This is a genomic window from Asticcacaulis excentricus (assembly GCF_003966695.1).
GTDB lineage: Bacteria > Pseudomonadota > Alphaproteobacteria > Caulobacterales > Caulobacteraceae > Asticcacaulis > Asticcacaulis excentricus_A.
Genome location: NZ_AP018828.1, coordinates 567,489 through 588,391, shown reverse-complemented (window position 1 = coordinate 588,391; position 20,903 = coordinate 567,489). Strand labels below are relative to the sequence as shown.

Sequence of the window (20,903 nt, the reverse complement as noted above, 5' to 3'; positions counted from 1 at the left end):
CAATCAATGAGCGAAGATGCGACAAAGGGTCTCAGCTTGCCGGTGCGCCGCGTCATCGCCTGTATCGGCATTGTGGTGTTTCTGGCCGTCTATGTGGTGATCGTTTCCAGCATTGGCGAAAGGCTGCCCGACAACGATTGGGTGCACCTGCTGTATTACGGCCTGTCCGGCATACTGTGGGGGATTCCGGTGCTGCCGATCATAAGCTGGTCGGAAAACTACAAAGGCCGGAAGCGCTAAAGCGATATGTCGAAAAGTTTGAGCGGTTTTCGACAAAAATATCGCGACAAAACAAAATTTTAGATCGGGATCAGGCTCCCCTTTAAAACCATCCCGATCTAAAGCGGCAGGAAGCTGTCGTCGTCGGAATTGGGTGGCCGCTTGCCGACGGCAAAGCCGCTGGCGGCCCACAGCGTCCATACGGTCAGCACACCGAGGCCTAAAAGACAGATGACCAGCCGATCCACAACCGCCTTCTGCGCGTGCTGGATCATCCAACTGGCGGCGATGGTCAGAAGGGCCACGACCATCAGATGCACCAGCGCGTGCAGTATGCCCCGCTTTAACACCGCCAATAAACCCAGCATCACGACCACAAAAGCCGCCACCCCTGCCCCCCAGACCACCCACTCCGGATCGGTCAGCGGCCCACGTAACGGCGCACCGGCGGTGAGCAGCAGAAGCGCAGCGAGACCTGAGAGGACGGCTATGGCGCGGTTCATGGGGCGACCCTGTATCTTTTATGGACGACCGTAACATTTAGGTCGGCGTGATTTTGCTCAAACCGGTCATAACCCGCTTTCAGGTCCGTCCAGAAGCCCAACCACTGCGAACCCATATGGCGTTTTATATTCGCGTCGGTCATGCGGAATGGATAAACGTGCACCTGAAAGGCGGTCTGCCCCCCTTTCAAGGCCTCATCAGCTATCAACCAGATTTCCTCAATCCCTTTATCAGTCATGGCATAACAGCCGATTGAGGCACATTTGCCGTGGACCATCAGATAACTGCCGGTTCGGCCGTTGGCTCGATCAAAAGCATTCGGATAGCCGAGGTTGAAAGCCAGATGGTATTGGCTATCGGGTTTCATCTGCGCACGTGAGACGCTATAAAAGCCTTCGGGTGACTGCCCATCCCCTTCTTTCTGTTTGGGACCGAGAGCACCGGACCAGCTACAGATCCGAAAGGTTTTGTAGAGTTGGTATTTTGTCCCCGACTTGACCCAAAGCTCCAGTTCATCCGTTTCCTTGAAGATGCGGACGAGTATGGGCTGGCCCAGTTGCAGGTCGTTTTGAGTCAAGGACGCCCGGATATGGCTCAGTCGCTCTTTGCGTACCTGTTGAAGGTCTGCCGCGCCCGACTCCCAAGGCTTGACGGCCCAAAGCGAGCCGCAAAGTACAACGATGGCTATGACCAGTAAAAACCCACGCTTTCCGTTCATGGCATCCCTCCCACGGGTTACAGGATAACGCAGAGTCGCCGCGGATGTATCGGGAAATTGAGACAGGGTATTGCGCCCGAGTCAGGCGAGAGATTGGCTCCGCTTCGCTCCGCCGCGTCTGCGTGTGATCATTGTGCCTCCGGCAAAATGATCATCACTGGCCGTCGAACCTCTTATCGGGTCGAACCAAGCTCCGGATGATCAAAAGAAAAGGGACTGCCCAATGGGCAGTCCCTTTTCTTTTGATGGTCGGGGCGAGAGGATTCGAACCTCCGACCTGCTGCACCCAAAACAGCTGCGCTACCAGGCTGCGCTACACCCCGACACCCTGCCCGCAGGCAAGGCGCGCTACATGCCACTTCATAGCCGGTTCCGCAAGCCGTTTTACACACCACCCACAGAACAAGCGTCTATTGCGGCATCGGCCCCTTGCCTTCGAAGAAGCGGTGCGTAATGCGGTCGCCCGGCTTGATCCCCAAGGCATCTGCCTGACCGCCATTGATTTCCAGAACCGCCGCCGCCGGGCCGAACGAATGCAGCGGCGTTTCGTTCATTGGCATCGTGTTTTTCTGAATGGAAATCACCTCGCCTGACTTGGAAATATAAAGAATATCAAGCGGTATGTGCGTATTCTTCATCCAGAAGGCGCGTTCGCGAGCATCCGGAAACAGGAACAGCATCCCCTGCCCGGCCGGCAGGTTATCGCGGTTCATCAGCCCGGTTTCGCGTTCCTGTTCGTCATCCGCGATTTCCACCTGAAACGCATGGGTGGCACCGCCCGATAGAACCTGAAGCGCTTCGCGCTCCGGCGGTTTCGGCTGACAGGCCGCCAGAAGCAGAAAAAGCGGGAGCCATTTTACTTTCTTGATCATAAGGTTACCGGAACTCATAGGGTTTACCTGTCGCCTTGTCGATCAGTTCGATCTCAAACAGAGCCGGCCAGTATTTACCGGTGACCAGCAGGTGTTTGGTTTCCGGATTAAAGGCAATGCCGTTCAGCACATCAATGCGCTGCGTAATGGCCGGGCCATAGGCCATCAGACCTTTCAGATCGACAATGCCATTGATCTTGCCGTCCTTTGGGTCGATGCGGACAATATAGTCGGTTTGCCACACATTGGCATAGACCTGCCCGTCGATATATTCCAGCTCATTGAGCATCTCTATGGGCTCGCCGCGCAGGGTCACCGGTACGTCGCTGACCACCTTGAAGGTCTGCGGGTCGAGGAAGCGCAGGCGGTCGCTGCCATCGCTGAGAATCAGATGTGTGCCGTCAGCGGTCAGGCCCCAGCCTTCGCCCGTGTACGCAAATTCGCCCTTTGGCGCGAAGCTGTCGCGATCCCAGATGAAGGCTTTTCCGTGCGTCCAGGTCAGGCCGATGATGGCATTGCCCCACGGCGCCACGCCTTCAGCAAAATAGGGCCGCGCAATATCGTGTTTGCGTTTGACCTCGCCAGTGGCCAGATCGACCTCACGCAGCGACGAGGCCCCCGCCATGCCGGTGCTTTCAAACAGACGGCCGTTCTGAATGAGCAGGCCTTGCGTAAAGGCCTGCGGGTCGTGAGGATAAACCTTCACGACGCGGTAGGTGTAGTGCGCCACCTCTGCCGATGCGGCAACCGTCGCGGGCGAGGTCTGGGCGTGGACGGGCAAGGCGGGTGACAGCGCCGCCATCATGAGCGCCAGAGACCACCGAAAGGCTTTGAACACAGACTTCACCGTTCACACCCGCAAAGAAAAACGGAGGCGAAACCTCACCTCCGTTGGAAATTCGCTGGATTCAATGGCCGTTTCAAGGCCGTTTTTCCGCTCAGGCCATCGCCTTGGGCTGTACTTCGGTTACGACCAGCCCCTTGGGCCCTTCGCCGAAGCGCACCATCAGGGTATCGCCCTGCTGAACGTCCTCAAGACCAAAGCGACGCAGGGTTTCGATATGGATGAAGATGTCCGTCGGATCGTTGCCACGCACCACGAAGCCATAGCCCTTGGTGCGGTTGAACCATTTGATGGTCGCCGCTTCGAGATCACCGATGGTTGCCTGCACGTTATGCGTCGAACGCACAGCCGCCGGGTCACGCGCTTCGCGTACAGGGCCGCTGCCGCTGTCTTCCAGTGCGGTGATCTGAATAACCTGCCAGCCCTTGGCGCGCTTGGCGATCTTGCATTCAATGGCGGCACCTTCGTGCGCCAGATCACGCCCCAGATCACGCAGTGCGGACACATGCAGCAGCACGTCGCGCATACCGGTCAATTCAGGGGATTGGGGCACGATGAAGCCGTAGCCCTTGCCGGCATCGAACCATTTCACGCGACCGGAAATAGCCTTTACGTCTTCCGCCTCGCTGCTCTTTGCGTAATCGTACAAACTCATATTCCTCACCAAGCCCACAAATAATCTACCGCGCGAGCACTATAACATGGATATTTTTAAATGGGCAGCGCCCCTGCCCCTCTCTTTTTTGAGAGGATATGCGAAAATATCGCTTAATGCGAGTAAAAAAGCGGTAATTATGTCGCGTAGAGCAGCCTGAACGCAAAATATGACGTTTTTGACACAGGGCCGCACATTCCGTTCAGAAAATCAGATGTGCGCGAAAATTGTGGGGAGTGAGGGTACGGTGGCAGTCCCTAGGGGAGTCGAACCCCTCTTTTCAGGTTGAAAACCTGACGTCCTAACCGATAGACGAAGGGACCGCGTGTCCGTATCAACAAGTCCTGACTGGCAGTCCCTAGGGGAGTCGAACCCCTCTTTTCAGGTTGAAAACCTGACGTCCTAACCGATAGACGAAGGGACCGCGTCAAGAGGTGCGCTTGATAGCGTCACGCATTGTTCGTTGCAAGCGCTATTTTCGGCAATATCGCCTCAACTTGTGAATATATGGGCGATATCTTCGATTTCGAACTGCACGCCCTTGCGCCCCATATAGTCGTCGGGTTTTAGCCGCCCCGCCACGTGGATGGTGCCCACCGGATTGAGCAGCGCCGCCCCCACCGCCGTGTCCTGCGCGCGCCAGGCGATGGCTTTCAGACGCTTGCCGCCTTCGTCGATCAGGTCGCAACGCACGTGCCCGCCTTTCAGCGCTGAGGCATAGCCCACGCGCATCCCCGGCAGGACAAACATCGGCTCCGGATTGCCCTGACCGAAGGGGGCCATGATCTCAAAACGCTCCAGCAAGGCCCGCGTGCAGGTCGCGGCACTGAGCGCCGCGTCGATTTCCAGCCGGTCCTTACGGTCAGCCTCGACGGTAGCATTGGCAATATGCGCGTTCAGAAAGACCCGCAGTTCCGGGATGCGCGCGGCCTCAATACTCAGGCCCGCCGCCATCGCGTGCCCGCCGCCCGACAGCAACAGCCCGCTTTCAAAGGCCGCCGTCACCGCCTGCCCCAGATTGATCCCGGCCTGCGACCGACCCGATCCCTTGCCGATGCCCGTAACCGGGTCGATGCCAATGACGATAACCGGCTTGTGCCAGCGTTCGCGCAGCCGGCCCGCGACGATGCCGATGACACCAGGATGCCAGTCTTCGTGCGCCACGATAATGACGTGGTCTTCGGCCGTGACCAGGCCTTTTGCGTCGGCCAAAGCCAAGGCCTGTTCCTGCACGGCGGCCTCGACGTCACGGCGCGTCTTGTTCAACTCATCCAGTTCCTGCGCCAGAGCCGCCGCCTCGCCCGCATCGTCGGTGGACAAAAGCCGTACCCCCAGATCCGCACGACCGATACGCCCGCCGGCATTGATGCGCGGCCCCAGCACAAAGCCGGAATGAAACACCCCGAGCGCTGTCGCCGCGTCCTTGGGCTCGCCCCCGGCCACCTGCATCAGGGCGCGGATGCCCGGATTGTTCAGGCGTGACATGACCTTCAGCCCTTGCGAGGCCAGTGCGCGATTGAAGCCGCTAAGCGCCGTTACGTCACAGATGGCCCCCAGCGCCGCCAGATCGAGCCATTGGGTGAGGTCAGGCCGAGGCCGCTCGGCAAACAGCCCGCGCTTTTCGGCTTCGCGGTTAAGCGCCGCCAGCACCACAAACACCACGCCCGCCGCCGCTAGATTGCCCTGCGCCGAGGTGCAGCCCGGCCGGTTGGGATTGACCACGGCACGGCATCTGGGCGGGTCTTCGCGCATGATGTGATGGTCGATCACCACGACCTCAAGGCCGATGCGCGCCGCATAGTCGAGCGCCCGGTGCGCCGACGCGCCGCAATCAACCGTGATGACCAGATCGGCCCCTTCGGCTTTTAATCGGTCAAAGGCCTTTTCCGACGGGCCATAGCCCTCCAGCATCCGGTCGGGTACATAGACGCTCAGCTCATGCCCCATATGACGGAACCAGCGCACCAGTTGCGCCGCCGAGGTGGCGCCATCGACATCGTAGTCGGCAAAGACGTAGATCTTCTGACGCGCCTGAAGCGCATCCAGAATGGCCGCCACCGCCTGCGGCATGTCCATGAAACCATCAGGGTCGGGGAACAGCGCTTTCAAGGTCGGGCGCAGATAGTCGTCGAGCCCGTCTGAGGTCACGCCGCGCGCGGCAATCGAGCGCGCCACCGGCTCGACAAAGGCCTCTTCCATCAGGCCTTTGAGCGCGATTTGCTGCGTGATCAGACGCAGTTCGTGCGCGCCGACGCGCTGGCTGTCGCGACGATCCACCCACAGACGGCCCGTTACCGACGTCTCCACCCCCAGAAACGGCGGCAGGTCGGTCAGGTTCTGGCGGGCAGGATCATCAGGCATGGGACATCACGATTGCAGGGGGCGACGCATATACAGCTTACGGATAGTCTGAGTCCGCGAAATCATCACCAGACTTTCGGTGCTGATAAACACCTCTCCGTCGGGCGACATCTCCTTTTGCACCCCGTCGAGCAATGCGCCGGGCGTGACGCCTGTGGCGACAAAGACAACATCCGACGAGACCAGTTCGTTCAGGCTGTATTTACGGTCGAAGTCGCTCAGGCCCAGACGCTGGGCCCGCTGGCGCTCATCGTCATTGCGGAAAACCAGCCGGCCCTGAAACTGACCGCCGACGCATTTCAAAGCCGCCGCGGCCAGCACGCCTTCCGGCGCCCCTCCTGAGCCCAGATAGATGTCGATACCCGTTTCCGGCTGTGCCGTGTGGAAGACGCCGGCGACATCACCGTCGGTGATCAGGTGCACGCGCGCCCCAGCCTTACGCAGCGAGGCGATGATGCGGTCGTGACGCGGGCGATCCAGCACACAGGCGACGATTTCAGAGACATCCACGCCCTTGGCCGCAGCCAGTGCCCGCACATTGTCTTCGGGGCTGGCGTCGAGATCGACCACACCATCGGGATAGCCCGGACCAATAGCGATCTTGTCCATATAGGTGTCCGGCGCGTGCAACAGCCCGCCGCGCGGCGCGAAGGCCACCACGGTCAGGGCGTTGTTCATGGCCTTGGCCGCCAGAGTCGTGCCTTCCAACGGGTCAAGGGCAATGTCGATCGCCGTGCCCTTGCCCGTGCCGACCGTCTCACCGATAAACAGCATGGGGGCTTCGTCACGCTCGCCTTCGCCGATGACGATACGGCCGTCCATATCGATGGCATTGAGCGCCGAGCGCATGGCGTCCACCGCCGCCTGATCCGCCGCCTTCTCGTCCCCCTTGCCGATCCAGCCGTGCGCGGCAATAGCCGCCTCTTCGGCCACCCGAACAATGTCGAGGGCCAGGTCGAAACCCGTTTGTGACATAGGCATTTCCCTGTTGGTTTGTTCTTTTTATTTCGCCACGGGTGGCGGCTCGGCGCGCGCGCGCAGGCGGGCGGCCATGCTTTCTATGGCGGCACTGTCGGCGCCCGTTTTGATCGGTGCCCCCAGAACGGGGTCGATACGCGCATTGGCCGCCTTAGCCATGGCTTCGGGGGCCTTAAGCTCCCACGGCAGGGCATCAGCCGTTTTTTGAAGCTGATCGGATCTGGCTTTCAACGCCACCACCTGTTGCCTGATCTGCTCCGGCGTCGGCACATTCTGAGGCGGGGGCGGGAATTCAGACCATTTGGGGAAGCTGTCATAGGTGCGCGGCGAAGACGTTTCCTGCGCTGAAACGGACGCGGCAAAGGCTCCGATAACCGCACAGGGCAGCAAGAGCGCGTGGATCTTTGACCGCTTAATCATGAGGAAGCTCCGCAACCGATGGCATCGGTTATAAAAACCGGGCTGATCAAAAGCAAACTTTGCGAGTCCTGAACAGCCCTAAAACACGTCATAACGCGATGTTGCATATTATACAGTGAAAATTGTGGCGCAACGCCTGATGAAGCGCGTTAGAAAATAGCCAGAACCGACTCGCGGAGGCCACCATGACTGAAAAAAGCACTGAGAAACCCGCTTCCAAGGCCAAAACCCGCAAGGCCACCGCTCCCAAAAAAGCCGTAGCCGCCGAAGCGACGCCCAAAGTGGCCCCTGCCCCCGTGGCCAAAGCCACACGCAAAACAGCGCCTAAGGCAAAGACCGCCCCCAAGGCCGCCCCCGTCGAAGCCCCCGTGACCCCAAAGCCTGCGGCGCAGTCCGCACCGTCGCCCGCTACCCCTGCGTCAGAACCGCCGCCCGAATCCACCTTTGATTCTGAGCAGATGAAGGCGCTGGAAGACCTGTCGATTAATCTCGCCAAGGCAGCGATTACCGCCCAGACGGCTTTGGCCAGCGCGGTTTTGAAACAACCCGATTTCAACGGCACGCCGAACGGCGATCCGTTTCAGGTCGCGCCTGCGATGACCAGTGTCATGACTTCGCTGGCGCAAAACCCCGAAAAAGTCATCGAAGCCCAGACCGACCTGATGACCGGCTACATGTCGTTGTGGGCCGAAATGACCCGCCGATCTCTGGGCGTCGAAAGCGAAACCGACACCATGCCCAAGGACAAGCGGTTCTCCGACCCGCGCTGGCAGCAGAACCTCGTCTTCGACATGATGCGCAAGTCGTATCTTCTGTCCTCGACCTGGCTCAACAACCTTGTATCCTCTGTCGAGGACGTCGATCCGCTGCATAAGCGCCGCGCCGAGTTTTTCACCAAGCTGGTCACCGACGCCTTTTCGCCCTCCAACTTCCTGATGTCCAACCCGGCAGCGCTCGATACGCTGCTCACCTCCAAGGGCGAAAGTCTGGTCAAGGGGATGCAGAAATTCGCCGACGATCTGGCGCGAGGCGACGGCAAGCTGAAGATTTCTCAGGCCGATTATGCCCATTTCAAGGTCGGCGAAAACGTCGCCACAACGCCGGGCAAGGTGGTGTGGCGCGGCCCGTTGTTCGAGTTGCTGCAATATAATCCGACTACGGACGAAGTGCGCGAAACGCCGCTGCTGATCTTCCCGCCGTGGATCAACAAATACTACATCCTCGATCTGCAATCGAAGAATTCACTCATCAAGTGGCTGACGGATCAGGGCTTTTCGGTTTTCGTCGTCTCATGGGTCAATCCGGACGCAGACCTCAAAGACGTCACCTTTGAGGACTATATGTTCGGCGGCATCTATAAGGCCGTGTCATTAGTCCGTGAACAGACGGGTTCATCTAAGGTCAATACGGTCGGCTACTGCATCGGCGGCACGCTTTTGGGCGTCGCTCTGGCCCACATGGCGGCCAAGGGTGACGACAGCGTGTCATCGGCCACCTTCTTTACCGCCCAGCACGACTTTTCCGAAGCCGGAGACCTCCTCCTCTTCACCAATGAAGCCTGGCTGAAAGAGCTGGAGCGCCAGATGGACGCCGCCGGAGGCGTCCTGCCCGGTGCCGCCATGGCGGATACCTTCAACGCCTTACGCGCCAACGATCTCGTCTGGTCCTTCTTCGTCAACAACTACCTGATGGGTAAGGACCTGACCGCCTTTGACCTGCTCTGCTGGAATGCCGATCAGACGCGGATGCCCAAGGCGCTGCATATGTACTACTTGCGCAAATTCTATCACGAAAACGCGCTGTCTCAGGGCAAGCTCACCATTGCGGGCGTGCCCATCGACCTGAAAAACGTCAAAATCCCCGTCTTCGAACAATCCGGCCGCGAAGACCATATCGCCCCGCCGGGCTCGGTGTTCAAATCGGCGCGCCTGTTCGGCGGCCCGGTCACCTTCGTCATGGCGGGCTCCGGCCATATCGCCGGCGTCGTCAACCCGCCAGCGGCCCAGAAGTACCAGCACTGGATCAACGAACTGAGCAATGCCAGGGGCTTACCGGAGACTCTTGAGGCCTGGCAAAAGGACGCCGTCGAGCATAAAGGGTCGTGGTGGGACTACTGGGCCAAATGGTTGCACGATAAGTCCGGCCCGATGGTCCCGGCGCGTGACCCGTCCAAGGGAAAATTCAAACCCGATATGGATGCACCGGGTAGCTATGTGCTAGTGAAGTCGTAGTCTTTAAGATCGTGGGGCCGCAGGCCCCACACCCCAAAACCGGAAGTCTGATAAACGCCGGGTTTTTGGGGTTGCAAACCCGATATGGGGTGCAGGGGCCTGTGGCCCCTGCCTCTTTTAAACCCTTACAGCCTCAAAATAATCGTCTCAACGATCGGTCTCCGCCCCCAGGTATTCTGAGCGGCCTTTTTGAGGACGCGCGCCACAGCGGTTTCGACGGTCTGATCGTCGTCGCGTTCTTCGCGCGAAAGCTTCTGCACCGCCTTTTCGGCCATATCGCACAGCTTTTCGAGCTGATCCGAGATGCTGTCCTCGTCCTCAAAAGCCAGACCCAGACCCCGCACCTCGACATAGGAGGCCAGTTGGTTCTTGCTGTTGAGGGCGAAGGAGACGAACAACATGCCGTTGTGGGCGGCGTGGCGGCGTTCGCGCAGGGCTTCGGAGGCTTCGGGGACCAGCATACCGCCATCGACAAACAGGCGGCCGGAGGGCACTTCGTCGATGATTTCGGGCTTGCCGGGGGCGAGGCGCACCATGTCGCCATTGCGCAGGACGACCTGTTCCGGGATGCCGATTTCGGCGGCCAGAGCGGCGTGCTTTTGCAGATGGCGGCGTTCACCATGCGTCGGAATGGCGATTTTCGGGCGCGCCCAGGCGTACATCTGCTTCAGTTCATCACGGCAGGGGTGGCCGGAGACGTGGATGCCAGGGTGATCCTTTTCGGTATGGATTTCGACACCAAGGTCCGACAGACGGTTTTGCAGGCTGCGGATGGCGATTTCGTTGCCCGGAATGACGCGCGAGGAGAAGACGCAGGAATCCCCGGCCCCCAGACGCACCAGTGGGTGGTTGCCGTCGGCAATGCGCGACAGGGCGGCGCGCGGTTCGCCCTGAGAGCCTGTGCACAGATAAAGGACGTCGGTGTCCTTCATCTTGGCGGCTTCGGCTTCGGAGACGAATTCCTGCACGCCCTTCATCAGGCCCACGAATTTGGCGGCAGCCGCCATGCGGTGCATGGAGCGCCCGACGAGGCAGACCGAGCGCCCACAGGCTTCGGCGGCGCGGATGACGCTGTCCATGCGGGCGACGTTCGAGGCGAAGCAGGCCACGGCGACGCGACCTTTCAGTGTACGGATCACCGCCTCAAGCGCCACCTTCACATCGGCTTCGGAACCCGCCTGCCCGTCCACGAACACATTGGTCGAATCGCAAACCATGGCTAGCACGCCCTCATCGCCGAGCGCGACAATGCGGCTGATGTCGGTGGGTTTACCCGTAATGGGGTCCGGGTCGATCTTCCAGTCGCCGGTGTGCAGCACAGTCCCCAGCGGCGTTTTGATGGACAGGCCGTTGGGTTCCGGGATCGAGTGGGTGATGGTGATATAGTCGATTTCAAACGGACCCAGATGCACCTTGCCACCCAGCGGCACCTCGGTCAGGTCGAAGTCTTCGACCCCCGCTTCGCGCAGCTTTTCGCGGATAAGAAAGGCGGTGAAGGGCGTGGCATAGAGCGGCGCCTTGATGCGATCCCATAGCCAGCCGAGCGCCCCGATATGGTCTTCGTGGGCGTGGGTCAGAATGACCCCCAGAATCTCCTCGCCTTCGAGGAATTTGGGGTCAGGCACGATGACTTCAATGCCGGGCGTGGTCAGGTCGCCGAAGGTGACGCCCACATCGACCAGAATCCATTTCCGGTCATGCTCTGGCCCGAAGCCATAAGCATTGAGGTTCATACCGATTTCGTTTGAGCCGCCCAGCGGCAGAAACACCAGTTCGTCTTTGTTTTTACTCATTTTTCTTTTGATTAGAGAGGGTACGCTGATAGATTTCGAGCAGACCCCGCAGCGTAAGATCGGGATCGAAATGATGGATGCGGTCGGTCGCGCCTTCGAACAGCGACGCCACGCCGCCGGTTGCCACGACCGTCATGGGGTGTCCGTATTCGGCCTGAATCTTGTCGGTCAGATATTCGATGAGGCCCATATAGCCCCAAAATATGCCCGATTGCATGGCGCTGACCGTGTCCTTGCCGATATAGTGCGCCGGGCGCTCGATCGCAATGCGCGGCAGCTTGGCCGCCGCCGAATGCAGGGCCTGAACCGACAGGTTGATGCCCGGCGCAATCGCCGTCCCTTCCAGCGCGCCGTCGGCGGCCACCACATCGAAGGTGGTGGCGGTGCCGGAGTCAATGACGATCAGTGGTCCGCCGTATTTGATCCACGCGCCCACCGTATTGACCAGACGGTCCGCCCCGGCTTCTGACGGCTTGTCAATGCGGACCTCGATGCCAAGGTGCGTATTGTCACCAATAACGTAAGGCGTCTTGTTGAAATAGCGCTGGGCCAGCTTGCGCAGGTTGAACAGGGACTGCGGTACGACCGAGGAGATGATGCAGTCTTCGATCTGATTGAAATCGAGGCCGTTCATCTGAAGGAGCTGATAGAGCCAGACGGCGTATTCGTCGGCGGTGCGCGTCGATTCGGTGGCCGTGCGCCATTGGGCGCGCCAGCCTTCGCCATCGTGCACGGCGAACAATGTATTGGTATTGCCCTGTTCGATGGCGAGCAGCATCAGGCCTCCGGATACGAAACGGACCCGCTGGCGATCACGTGGATCGTGCCGTCCGGGTCTCTGACGCGCAGCGCGCCATAGTCATCAAGGCCAAGAATCGTTCCCGTCCGGGCCTGAGGGTGTTGCTCTATCAGACAGAGGCGGTCGCGGCCATAGGCCTGATCCCACCACTGCGCGGCTGTGGCTTCAAAGCCATGCGCAAGCCAGTCGTCCAGACGCCGCGTCAGGGCCGCATCGAGGGCTTCGAGGACGCTTTCGACGGTTTGCGGTTGCGCCGTTAGGTCGTTGACCGCCGCCGTGCCATAGCTCAGCCCCTTCGGCGCTTCGGCGATATTGATGCCGATGCCGATGACCACCCCCAGCCCCGAAGCAAGGGTTTCGCTCTGGGCCAGAATACCGCACAGCTTGCGGCCATCGTAAAGGACGTCGTTCGGCCATTTGATCTTCAGGGGGTCGGGCACGCTAAGCAAGGGACGGATCGCGTCGGTTACCGCCAGCGCCGCCACAAAGGACAGTTGCGTCACGCGGCGCATCTCGACCGGCAGCACCCCGTACCACGAGGCCATCAGATTGCCCGACGGCCCGTCCCATTGACGCCCCATACGCCCCTGCCCAGCGGTTTGGCGCTGCGCACATATCCAGCGCGGGCCGCAATCTCCCGCCCGCAGCCGGTTCAGGGCTTCAGTCTGGGTAGATGTCAGGGTTTCAAACAGATCAACAGGTGTCATATGAAAAAAAGATGCAGGGGTTACAAACCCCTGCACCCCATAAATCAGGCTACGTCAACAGTGCGTTAGTTCAGGCCAAAGCTTTTGACCGCTATTTCCGCTAGGGGATAGAGCCCCGACAGGGCGAAGGCCGCGATCGGGAAGGCAAAGGCGGCGGCCGCATAGGCAATCCACTTGGCCTCGAACGGGGCCTTGTCCAGCTCGCCCTTATCCCCATCGAACCACATCACCTTGATGATACGCAGGTAATAGAAGGCCGCGATGACCGAAGCCACCAGACCGGCCACGGCAAAGCCCCAGTAACCGGCTTCGAGGGCCGCCCCGAAGACGAAGAACTTGCCCCAGAAGCCTGAGAAGGGTGGCATCCCCAGCACCGACAGGGCCAGCACCGTGAGGGCGATGGTCAGCTTCATATCGACCTTGGACAGACCCGACAGGTCGTCGATCTTGCTGACGGCAATGCCCTTGCGCGACAGGGCGATCTGCGCGGAGAACAGGCCCAGCGTATCGACCATGTACAGGACCGAGAACAGCAGCAATGCCATGACGCCCTTGTCCGTACCGGCCGCCAGGGCCAGCATGGCGTACCCCATATTGGCAATCGACGAATAGGCCAGCAGGCGCTTGAAGTCCTTTTGCATCAGGCCGCCGAGGCCGCCGATCAGGAAGGACAGGGTGGCAATGGCGAGCAGCACCTGCGCCCACTGATCGTGCAGACCAGCAAAGGCGTCGTTGAGGACGCGCGCCAGCAGCACCAGAGCGGCAAACTTCGGAGCGCCGGCGAACAGGGCCACGACCGGGGTCGGCGCGCCTTCATAGACGTCCGGCGTCCACATGTGGAACGGCGCGGCGGAGACCTTGAAGGCCAGACCGGCAATGACGAAGACCAGACCGAAGATCAGGCCGACCTGCATATTGGCCTGAGCCGAGGCGGCGATGGCGTCGAAATTCATCGAGCCCGCAAAGCCATAGACCAGCGAGATGCCGTAGAGCAGCAGACCCGAAGACAGCGACCCCAGCACGAAATACTTCAGACCGGCTTCCGAACCCTTGGCGTCGTCACGGCGGAAGGCCGCCATGACATAGGCCGCCAGCGAATTCAGTTCGAGGCCGATATAGAGGGCGATCAGGTCGCCTGCCGAGACCATCATGCTCATGCCGATGGCCGACAGGGTGACGAGGATCGGGAATTCGAAGCGGTTATTGTTCTGACGCTCGAAATAGCCGCGCGCCAGCACCACCACCAGAGCCGAGGCGATGTAGATGAAGGTCTTGGCGAAATTGGCCACGCCGTCAGCGATGAAGGACCCGTTGAAGACCTTACCGTGACCGTTAAAGGCCGCGGCAAAGGCCGCCGCGATCAGGGCCGCACCGCATAGCGCCGCGACCGAGCCTGCCGCCTTGTCACCGCGCAGCGCCCCATAGACGAGGATGCCGAGTACGGAAACCGCCAGTATCAGTTCCGGAAGGGCCAGATGAAGAGCCGATGTCAAATCCATAAGGGGCGCTCCTATCCGCCGATAACAGCGCGGTACGTCGCCACAACGGCGTCCACGCTGGCGGTGGTAAAGTCAAATACAAAGGCCGGATAGATACCCAGCAGCAGCGTCCCCGCGATCAGGGGCGCAAAGATGATTTTTTCGCGCAAGCTCAGGTCCGGATGGCCCTTGAGCTGTTCATTGGTCACCTCGCCGTACATGACGCGCTTGAACAGGGTCAGGGCGTACATGGCCGACAGGATGACACCCGTGGCGGCGACCAGCGCGGCCCAGGTCGAAGCCTGATAGAGGCCGGTCATGGTCAGGATTTCCCCGACAAAGCCCGACGTGCCCGGCAAGCCGACATTGGCCATGGTAAACAGCAGGAAGACGAAGGCGAAGTGCGGCATCAGCTTGGTCAGACCGCCGTAGAAGGCGATTTCGCGCGTGTGCCAGCGGTCATAGACCACACCGACGCAGAGGAAGAGCGCACCAGAGATAAAGCCGTGCGAAATCATCTGATAGACCGCGCCCTGCACGCCCGCCTGATTACCGGCGAAGATCCCCATAGTCACGAAACCCATGTGCGCGACTGACGAATAGGCGATGAGCTTCTTGATATCCGTCTGACGGAAGGCGATCAGCGAGGTCACGACGATGGCGATCACCGACAGGGTCAGCACGAAGGGCGTGAAAAGCTCCGAGGCGTGCGGGAACATCGGCAGGTTGAAGCGGATGAATCCGTAGCCGCCGAGCTTCAGCAGGATACCGGCCAGCATGACCGAGCCCGCCGTCGGGGCCTGCACGTGGGCGTCGGGCAACCAGGTGTGCACCGGCCACATCGGCATCTTCACCGCGAACGAGGCGAAGAAGGCGAACCACAGCCACGGCTGCGCCGCTTGCGAGAAGGCGTAGGTCGAAAGGGTCGGGATGTCCGACGTGCCCGCGACGCTGACCATGTACAGCATGGCCGCCAGCATCAGAACGGACCCCAAAAGGGTATAGAGGAAGAACTTGTAGGCCGCGTAGATACGGTCCTTGCCGCCCCAGATACCGATGATCAGGAACATCGGGACCAGACCGCCTTCGAAGAAGACGTAGAAGAGGAACAGGTCGAGCGCGGTGAACACGCCGATGACCAGCGTTTCCAGCACAAGGAAGGCGATCATATATTCGACGAGGCGGGTCTTGACCGAGTCCCACGAGGCGAGGATGCACAGCGGCATCAGCAGCGCCGTCAGGGCCACGAACAGCACCGAAATGCCATCGACGCCCATGTGGTAGCTCAGGAAGCTGAACCACTGCACCTTTTCCACGAACTGATAGTCGGTAGTGGTGCGGTCGAAGCCCGCCAGCAGGACGACCGTCAGCGCCAGCGTCGCCAGCGTCGTCCACAGGGCGATCCACTTGGCATTGCGCTCGATGACGCTGGCGTCATCCTTGCGCGAAACCCATTTGACGCCAAGGATGGCCAACGCCCCTACCAGTGGCAGGAAGGTAATAAGGCTGAGAAGATTGGGGATTACCGGTGACATACTTAAAAGCTCTCCCCTATCGCGCCATACCGAAGACAACCCAGGTCAGAAGACCCGCGATGCCGAGGAACATGACGAAGGCGTAGTGATAGACATAGCCCGTCTGGGTCTTGACCAGACGCTGCGCCGATTTCAGCGCCGTCCAGGCGGCACCGTTCGGGCCCAGGCCGTCGATGATTTTCACATCGAGCACCTTCCAGAACAGGTCGCCGAGCGCCTTGGCCCCCTTGACGAAGGTCCCCTGATACAGCTCATCGAAGAACCACTTGTTGTACAGGAAGGTGTACAGAGGCCCCTTGCGCGCGGCCATGGCCTTGGGCAGGGCGGGCTTCAGCAGGTAGAAGTACACAGCCAGAGCTGTACCGATCAGGGTGACCACCAGCGGTGCCCACTTAACCCAGGCTTCCTCGATGTGGTGCGCCTCATGCAGGACGTGGTTGTGCGGTCCGTGCTGGATGGCGTGGCCCCAGAAGGCGTGCGCGTGATCGCCGATAAAGTACGGCGCGAAGACGAAACCGGCCGCCACCGCACCGATCGACAGCACGATCAGCGGGATCAGCATGACGATCGGGCTTTCGTGCGGCGTATGCGCATGGCCGTGGTGATCGTCGTGACCATGAGCGTGGGCGTGATCGTCGTGCGCGTGAGCGACAGCAGCGTGCGCGTGGTCGTCATGGCCGTGCGCGTGATGATCGTCGTGCGCCGCTTCCCAGTGCTTCTTGCCGTGGAAGGTCATGAAGGCCAGACGCCAGCTATAGAAGGCCGTCAGAAGGGCTGCCAGAATACCGATCACGAAGGCGAACATGCCCTGCGGCGTATTATGGGCCGCCCACGCGGTTTCGATGATCATGTCCTTCGAGAAGAAGCCCGCGAAACCGATTTGCGTGTAGGGGATGCCCAAGCCGGTGATGGCGATGGTGCCGATGGTCATGGCCGCATAGGTGACCGGCAGATACTTGGCCAGACCGCCCATGTGACGCATATCCTGCTCGTGGTGCATCCCGTGGATGACCGACCCGGCCCCAAGGAACAGCAGCGCCTTGAAGAAGGCGTGGGTAAACAGGTGGAACATGGCCGCCTCATAGGCACCGACGCCCGCAGCGAAGAACATGTAGCCGAGCTGCGAACAGGTCGAGAAGGCGATGACGCGCTTGATGTCGTTCTGCGTGAAGCCGATGGAGGCGGCGAAAATGGCGGTGATGGCCCCGATATAGGTGACGATCATCTTGGCCACCGGCGCGTATTCAAACAACGGCGACAGCAGGCAGACCATGTACACGCCGGCGGTAACCATGGTGGCGGCGTGGATCAGGGCCGACACCGGCGTCGGGCCTTCCATGGCGTCCGGCAGCCAGGTGTGCAGGAAGAACTGCGCCGACTTACCCATGGCCCCGATGAACAGAAGGAAGGCGGCCAGATCGAGCGCCGAGAAGCTGTGGCCGAGGAACATCCAAGTGGTGTTGGCCTTGGCGGCGATCAGCGGGAACAGTTCGTGGAAGTTGATGGTCCCGAACATCCAGTAGATGGTCATAATGCCCAGCGCGAAGCCGAAGTCGCCGACACGGTTGACGACGAAGGCCTTGATGGCCGCCGAAGACGCCGAGTCCTTCTGGAACCAGAAGCCGATCAGCAGGTAGGAGGCCAGACCGACGCCTTCCCAGCCGAAGAAGAGCTGCATGAAGTCGGCCGCCGTCACCAGCATCAACATGGCGAAGGTAAACAGCGACAGGTAGGCGAAGAAGCGCGGACGGCTGGGGTCTTCGGCCATGTAGCCCCAGCTATAGAGGTGAACCAGCGAGGAGACCGAGGTCACCACGATCAGCATGGTGGCCGACAGGGCATCAATACGGATCGACCACGCCGAGTGGAAGGTGCCGATATTGATAAAGTCGAGCAGCTTTACGGTGAAGGGCTCAAGGCCGCCCCAAGTGTGCTGGGCAAAGGTGTACCACGACAGGGCGCAGGACAGGAAGAGCAGCCCGGTGGTCACCGCCTGAGAGGCGATGTCACCGATCTTGCGCCCGAACAGGCCCGCGACCAGAGCCCCTAGAAGCGGGGCCAGAACAAGGATCGTAACCAGATTTTGCATGACTTCCCTTAGCCCTTCATCATGCTGGCGTCATCGACTTCGATGTCACCGCGGTTACGGAAGAACGTCACAAGAATAGCCAGACCGACCGCCGCTTCCGCAGCCGCAACGGTGAGGACGAACATCGCCATGATCTGACCCTGCACATTATGCAGGTGCGTCGAGAAGGCGACGAAGTTGATATTGACCGCGAGCAGGATCAGTTCGATCGACATCAGGATGATGATGATGTTGCGGCGGTTCATGAAGATGCCGAACACCCCGATGGTGAACAGGATGGCCGAAACGATCAGATAGTGTTCAAGACCGATAGTCATTCCTTGATTCCTTCGCCGGTTTTGACCTTGACGATGGCCACGGCGTCCTTGCGGCGGCGCGTCACCTGGGTGTGGATGTCTTGGCGTTTAACATAGGTGCGGTGCTGGAGCGTCAGCACGATGGCGCCGATCATGGCCACCAGAAGCACCAGACCCGCCGCCTGGAAGACATAGACGTAATCTGTGTAGAGCACGCGACCGATGGCTTCGATATTGCTCATCTCCGCGCCATAAACCTGCGGCGATTGACCCGCAGCGGCACCGCGCTGGGCCACGGCCGAGGAGATCATGATCAGCTCGATCAGCAGAAGAATACCGACCACCATGCCGATGGGGAGGTAGTTGGCGAAGCCCTGCCGCAGCTTGGTGAAGTCCACATCCAGCATCATGACGACGAAGAGGAAGAGGACCGCCACCGCGCCGACATAGACGACGACCAGCAGCATGGCGAGGAATTCCGCCCCCATCAGGACGAACAGGCCCGCCGCCGAAAAGAAGGCGAGGATCAGAAACAGCACCGAGTGCACCGGGTTGCGCGCGGTAATCACCAGCGCCCCCGATACGACGGTCACGGCCGCCAGAATGTAAAAGGCTATTGCCAGCATGATCGGGACCTCCGCCCCTTCTCTACTTTGCGGGTTCGGGATCGCTCCCTAGCCCCTCAGACTGTGATCCCGCAAGGCATATCCTTACGGAATCGGTGGATATTCCAGAGCACTTCCCGATTGGGAAGCGCTCTTACTCTCTTGTCGCGCGTTTGTTTCCGAAAACCGCTTCACACTTTTCGGAACGCGCTCACGCGCCTTAACGGTAAGGCGCGTCCAGTTCGAGGGCGCGTGCAATCTCGCGCTCCCAGCGGTCGCCATTGGCCAGCAGCTTCGACTTGTCGTAGTACAGTTCTTCGCGCGTATCGGTGGCGAATTCGAAGTTCGGGCCTTCGACAATGGCATCGACCGGACAGGCTTCCTGACACAGGCCGCAATAGATGCACTTCACCATGTCGATGTCGTAGCGCGTCGTGCGGCGCGACCCGTCCTCGCGCGGTTCGGCCTCAATGGTGATGGCCTGAGCCGGGCAGATCGCTTCGCACAGCTTGCAGGCGATGCAGCGCTCTTCGCCATTAGGATAGCGACGCAGGGCGTGTTCACCGCGGAAGCGCGGGCTGATCGGCCCCTTCTCGAACGGGTAGTTGATGGTCTTCTTCGGCTTGAACATATATTTCACGGCAAGGCCCGTGGCCCCGACGAAGTCAAGCAGCAGCGCGCCCTTGGCGGCTTGGACAAGACGGCCGATCATGCGAAATTACCTCCGAAAACCTGGTAGGCCGCGATGATAACGACGGCAACGAGAGACAGGGGCAGAAAGACCTTCCAGCCCAGACGCATAAGCTGATCGTAGCGGTAGCGCGGTACGATGGCCTTGGCGATGGCGAACATGATGAACCAGAACACCACCTTGACGATGAACCAGCCGAGGCTGATCAGGGTGTAGGCCAGAGTGCCGGGGGCAATGATCGAGTCCATCGGGATGGGCGATTGCCAGCCGCCAAAGAAGAGGATGGTGATCATGGCGCACATCAGCACGATGTTGGCGTATTCACCGATCATGAACAGCAGGTACGGCGTCGAGGAATATTCGACCTGATAACCGGCGACCAGTTCGGATTCGGCTTCGGGCAGGTCGAACGGCGGACGGTTGGTTTCGGCGAGCGCCGAAATGTAGAACATGACCATCATGCCGAACATGACCGGCAGCTTGATGATGCCGAGGCCCAGAAGCCCACCGCCGCCGAGGAAGTTCCAGTTCCAGAAGCCCCCCGCCTGCTTGTTGACGATATCCGACAGGTTCATCGACCCGGCCAGCAGCACGACCGTGATGATGATGAAGCCCAGCGACACTTCGTAGGACACCATCTGCGCGGCGGACCGCAGGCCGCCAAGGAAGGGGTATTTCGAGTTCGAGGCCCAGCCGCCCATGATGATGCCATAGACACCGAGCGACGAAATGGCAAACAGGTAAAGGATGCCGACATTGATGTTCGACACCACCCAGCCCGGCGCAAACGGAATGACCGCCCACGACATGAAGGCCAGAACGAAGGTCAGAAGCGGCGCGATCAGGAAGACCGGCTTATCAGCCCCGGCGGGGATGATCACTTCTTTCAGCACGAACTTGAAGAAGTCGGCGAAGGACTGCATCAGGCCGAAGGGACCGACGACGTTCGGTCCTTTGCGCATCTGCACGCCGGCCCACACCTTGCGGTCACCCCACAGCAGGAAGGCCAGAGAGACCATCACGCCGACGATAACGGCGAGAGCCTGCCCGATGGTGATGATCGTCCAGCCCCACGGACCGGCCCAGAAATTAGCGTCTGTCATATGCT

General features: G+C 60.2%; 20 protein-coding genes and 3 tRNA genes. 2 read left to right on the top strand and 21 right to left on the bottom strand.

Annotated features, from left to right (window positions below; all coding sequences use genetic code 11):
• Positions 1–6: 6 nt before the first annotated feature.
• A complete protein-coding gene (locus EM6_RS13785) occupies positions 7–240 on the top strand; it encodes a DUF2842 domain-containing protein (protein ID WP_126423721.1) in 234 nt (77 codons plus the stop codon).
• A gap of 98 nt (positions 241–338) precedes the next feature.
• On the opposite strand, the gene EM6_RS13780 is transcribed toward EM6_RS13785, so the two are convergent.
• The 11 genes from EM6_RS13780 to EM6_RS13730 all read right to left on the bottom strand — a co-directional run bounded on the left by EM6_RS13780 (position 339) and on the right by EM6_RS13730 (position 7,571).
• Positions 339–722, bottom strand: a complete 384-nt coding sequence (locus EM6_RS13780; protein WP_126423720.1) for a hypothetical protein — start codon at positions 720–722, stop codon at positions 339–341.
• Positions 719–1,441: a L,D-transpeptidase family protein gene (locus EM6_RS13775; RefSeq protein ID WP_126423719.1), complete on the bottom strand. Its 723-nt coding sequence runs from the start codon at positions 1,439–1,441 to the stop codon at positions 719–721. The genes EM6_RS13780 and EM6_RS13775 overlap by 4 nt, the downstream gene beginning before the upstream one ends.
• A gap of 246 nt (positions 1,442–1,687) precedes the next feature.
• A tRNA-Pro gene (locus tag EM6_RS13770) sits at positions 1,688–1,764 on the bottom strand.
• Between the two features lie 87 nt (positions 1,765–1,851).
• Positions 1,852–2,313 (bottom strand): DUF192 domain-containing protein, encoded by a 462-nt coding sequence (locus EM6_RS13765; RefSeq protein WP_172961268.1) that lies wholly within the window; start codon positions 2,311–2,313, stop codon positions 1,852–1,854.
• 4 nt (positions 2,314–2,317) lie between these two features.
• Complete coding sequence (locus EM6_RS13760) at positions 2,318–3,151, bottom strand: glutaminyl-peptide cyclotransferase (protein WP_232037131.1); 834 nt, start codon at positions 3,149–3,151, stop codon at positions 2,318–2,320.
• A gap of 100 nt (positions 3,152–3,251) precedes the next feature.
• Entirely contained in the window at positions 3,252–3,812 is a 561-nt protein-coding gene (locus tag EM6_RS13755) for a cold-shock protein (RefSeq protein WP_126423717.1), read from the bottom strand.
• A gap of 248 nt (positions 3,813–4,060) precedes the next feature.
• A tRNA-Glu gene (locus EM6_RS13750) sits at positions 4,061–4,135 on the bottom strand.
• Between the two features lie 26 nt (positions 4,136–4,161).
• A tRNA-Glu gene (locus EM6_RS13745) sits at positions 4,162–4,236 on the bottom strand.
• Positions 4,237–4,304: 68 nt separating this feature from the next.
• Positions 4,305–6,173: a single-stranded-DNA-specific exonuclease RecJ gene (gene recJ / locus EM6_RS13740; RefSeq protein WP_126423716.1), complete on the bottom strand. Its 1,869-nt coding sequence runs from the start codon at positions 6,171–6,173 to the stop codon at positions 4,305–4,307.
• A 6-nt stretch (positions 6,174–6,179) separates the two neighbouring features.
• On the bottom strand, positions 6,180–7,148 hold the full coding sequence (gene glpX, locus EM6_RS13735) for a class II fructose-bisphosphatase (RefSeq protein WP_013480285.1): 969 nt from the start codon (positions 7,146–7,148) through the stop codon (positions 6,180–6,182).
• Positions 7,149–7,175: 27 nt separating this feature from the next.
• A complete protein-coding gene (locus EM6_RS13730; RefSeq protein ID WP_126423714.1) occupies positions 7,176–7,571 on the bottom strand; it encodes a hypothetical protein in 396 nt (131 codons plus the stop codon).
• A 185-nt stretch (positions 7,572–7,756) separates the two neighbouring features.
• Here EM6_RS13730 and phaC point away from each other — a divergent pair, with 185 nt between their 5' ends.
• Positions 7,757–9,802: a class I poly(R)-hydroxyalkanoic acid synthase gene (gene phaC, locus EM6_RS13725; RefSeq protein ID WP_126423713.1), complete on the top strand. Its 2,046-nt coding sequence runs from the start codon at positions 7,757–7,759 to the stop codon at positions 9,800–9,802.
• A gap of 125 nt (positions 9,803–9,927) precedes the next feature.
• Here phaC and EM6_RS13720 read toward each other — a convergent pair whose 3' ends face one another.
• The 10 genes from EM6_RS13720 to nuoH form a co-directional block, all read right to left on the bottom strand.
• Positions 9,928–11,595 carry a ribonuclease J gene (locus EM6_RS13720; protein WP_126423712.1) on the bottom strand — a complete coding sequence of 556 codons (1,668 nt, stop codon included), beginning with the start codon at positions 11,593–11,595 and terminating at the stop codon, positions 9,928–9,930.
• Complete coding sequence (locus EM6_RS13715) at positions 11,588–12,376, bottom strand: type III pantothenate kinase (RefSeq protein ID WP_126423711.1); 789 nt, start codon at positions 12,374–12,376, stop codon at positions 11,588–11,590. Before EM6_RS13715 ends, EM6_RS13720 begins: the two co-directional genes overlap by 8 nt.
• Positions 12,373–13,101 carry a biotin--[acetyl-CoA-carboxylase] ligase gene (locus tag EM6_RS13710; RefSeq protein WP_126423710.1) on the bottom strand — a complete coding sequence of 243 codons (729 nt, stop codon included), beginning with the start codon at positions 13,099–13,101 and terminating at the stop codon, positions 12,373–12,375. Before EM6_RS13710 ends, EM6_RS13715 begins: the two co-directional genes overlap by 4 nt.
• Before the next feature lie 65 nt (positions 13,102–13,166).
• Entirely contained in the window at positions 13,167–14,600 is a 1,434-nt protein-coding gene (gene nuoN / locus EM6_RS13705) for an NADH-quinone oxidoreductase subunit NuoN (protein WP_126423709.1), read from the bottom strand.
• A gap of 11 nt (positions 14,601–14,611) precedes the next feature.
• Positions 14,612–16,114, bottom strand: a complete 1,503-nt coding sequence (locus EM6_RS13700; protein ID WP_126423708.1) for an NADH-quinone oxidoreductase subunit M — start codon at positions 16,112–16,114, stop codon at positions 14,612–14,614.
• Positions 16,115–16,130: 16 nt separating this feature from the next.
• Complete coding sequence (gene nuoL / locus EM6_RS13695) at positions 16,131–18,203, bottom strand: NADH-quinone oxidoreductase subunit L (RefSeq protein WP_126423707.1); 2,073 nt, start codon at positions 18,201–18,203, stop codon at positions 16,131–16,133.
• Positions 18,204–18,211: 8 nt separating this feature from the next.
• Positions 18,212–18,520, bottom strand: a complete 309-nt coding sequence (gene nuoK / locus EM6_RS13690) for an NADH-quinone oxidoreductase subunit NuoK (protein ID WP_013480276.1) — start codon at positions 18,518–18,520, stop codon at positions 18,212–18,214.
• Positions 18,517–19,125 carry an NADH-quinone oxidoreductase subunit J gene (locus EM6_RS13685; protein WP_126423706.1) on the bottom strand — a complete coding sequence of 203 codons (609 nt, stop codon included), beginning with the start codon at positions 19,123–19,125 and terminating at the stop codon, positions 18,517–18,519. The genes nuoK and EM6_RS13685 overlap by 4 nt, the downstream gene beginning before the upstream one ends.
• 199 nt (positions 19,126–19,324) lie before the next feature.
• On the bottom strand, positions 19,325–19,816 hold the full coding sequence (gene nuoI / locus EM6_RS13680; RefSeq protein WP_013480274.1) for an NADH-quinone oxidoreductase subunit NuoI: 492 nt from the start codon (positions 19,814–19,816) through the stop codon (positions 19,325–19,327).
• A complete protein-coding gene (gene nuoH / locus EM6_RS13675) occupies positions 19,813–20,898 on the bottom strand; it encodes an NADH-quinone oxidoreductase subunit NuoH (protein ID WP_126423705.1) in 1,086 nt (361 codons plus the stop codon). The genes nuoI and nuoH overlap by 4 nt, the downstream gene beginning before the upstream one ends.
• Positions 20,899–20,903 lie beyond the last annotated feature (5 nt).

Bases quoted from the DNA above. Each gene is read 5' to 3' on its own strand.
- EM6_RS13785 (WP_126423721.1), top strand. From the start codon at position 7: ATGAGCGAAGATGCGACAAAGGGTCTCAGCTTGCCGGTGCGCCGCGTC.
- EM6_RS13780 (WP_126423720.1), bottom strand. From the start codon at position 722: ATGAACCGCGCCATAGCCGTCCTCTCAGGTCTCGCTGCGCTTCTGCTG.
- EM6_RS13775 (WP_126423719.1), bottom strand. From the start codon at position 1,441: ATGAACGGAAAGCGTGGGTTTTTACTGGTCATAGCCATCGTTGTACTT.
- EM6_RS13765 (WP_172961268.1), bottom strand. From the start codon at position 2,313: ATGATCAAGAAAGTAAAATGGCTCCCGCTTTTTCTGCTTCTGGCGGCC.
- EM6_RS13755 (WP_126423717.1), bottom strand. From the start codon at position 3,812: ATGAGTTTGTACGATTACGCAAAGAGCAGCGAGGCGGAAGACGTAAAG.
- recJ (WP_126423716.1), bottom strand. From the start codon at position 6,173: ATGCCTGATGATCCTGCCCGCCAGAACCTGACCGACCTGCCGCCGTTT.
- glpX (WP_013480285.1), bottom strand. From the start codon at position 7,148: ATGTCACAAACGGGTTTCGACCTGGCCCTCGACATTGTTCGGGTGGCC.
- EM6_RS13730 (WP_126423714.1), bottom strand. From the start codon at position 7,571: ATGATTAAGCGGTCAAAGATCCACGCGCTCTTGCTGCCCTGTGCGGTT.
- phaC (WP_126423713.1), top strand. From the start codon at position 7,757: ATGACTGAAAAAAGCACTGAGAAACCCGCTTCCAAGGCCAAAACCCGC.
- EM6_RS13720 (WP_126423712.1), bottom strand. From the start codon at position 11,595: ATGAGTAAAAACAAAGACGAACTGGTGTTTCTGCCGCTGGGCGGCTCA.
- EM6_RS13710 (WP_126423710.1), bottom strand. From the start codon at position 13,101: ATGACACCTGTTGATCTGTTTGAAACCCTGACATCTACCCAGACTGAA.
- nuoN (WP_126423709.1), bottom strand. From the start codon at position 14,600: ATGGATTTGACATCGGCTCTTCATCTGGCCCTTCCGGAACTGATACTG.
- EM6_RS13700 (WP_126423708.1), bottom strand. From the start codon at position 16,114: ATGTCACCGGTAATCCCCAATCTTCTCAGCCTTATTACCTTCCTGCCA.
- nuoL (WP_126423707.1), bottom strand. From the start codon at position 18,203: ATGCAAAATCTGGTTACGATCCTTGTTCTGGCCCCGCTTCTAGGGGCT.
- nuoK (WP_013480276.1), bottom strand. From the start codon at position 18,520: ATGACTATCGGTCTTGAACACTATCTGATCGTTTCGGCCATCCTGTTC.
- EM6_RS13685 (WP_126423706.1), bottom strand. From the start codon at position 19,125: ATGCTGGCAATAGCCTTTTACATTCTGGCGGCCGTGACCGTCGTATCG.
- nuoI (WP_013480274.1), bottom strand. From the start codon at position 19,816: ATGATCGGCCGTCTTGTCCAAGCCGCCAAGGGCGCGCTGCTGCTTGAC.
- nuoH (WP_126423705.1), bottom strand. From the start codon at position 20,898: ATGACAGACGCTAATTTCTGGGCCGGTCCGTGGGGCTGGACGATCATC.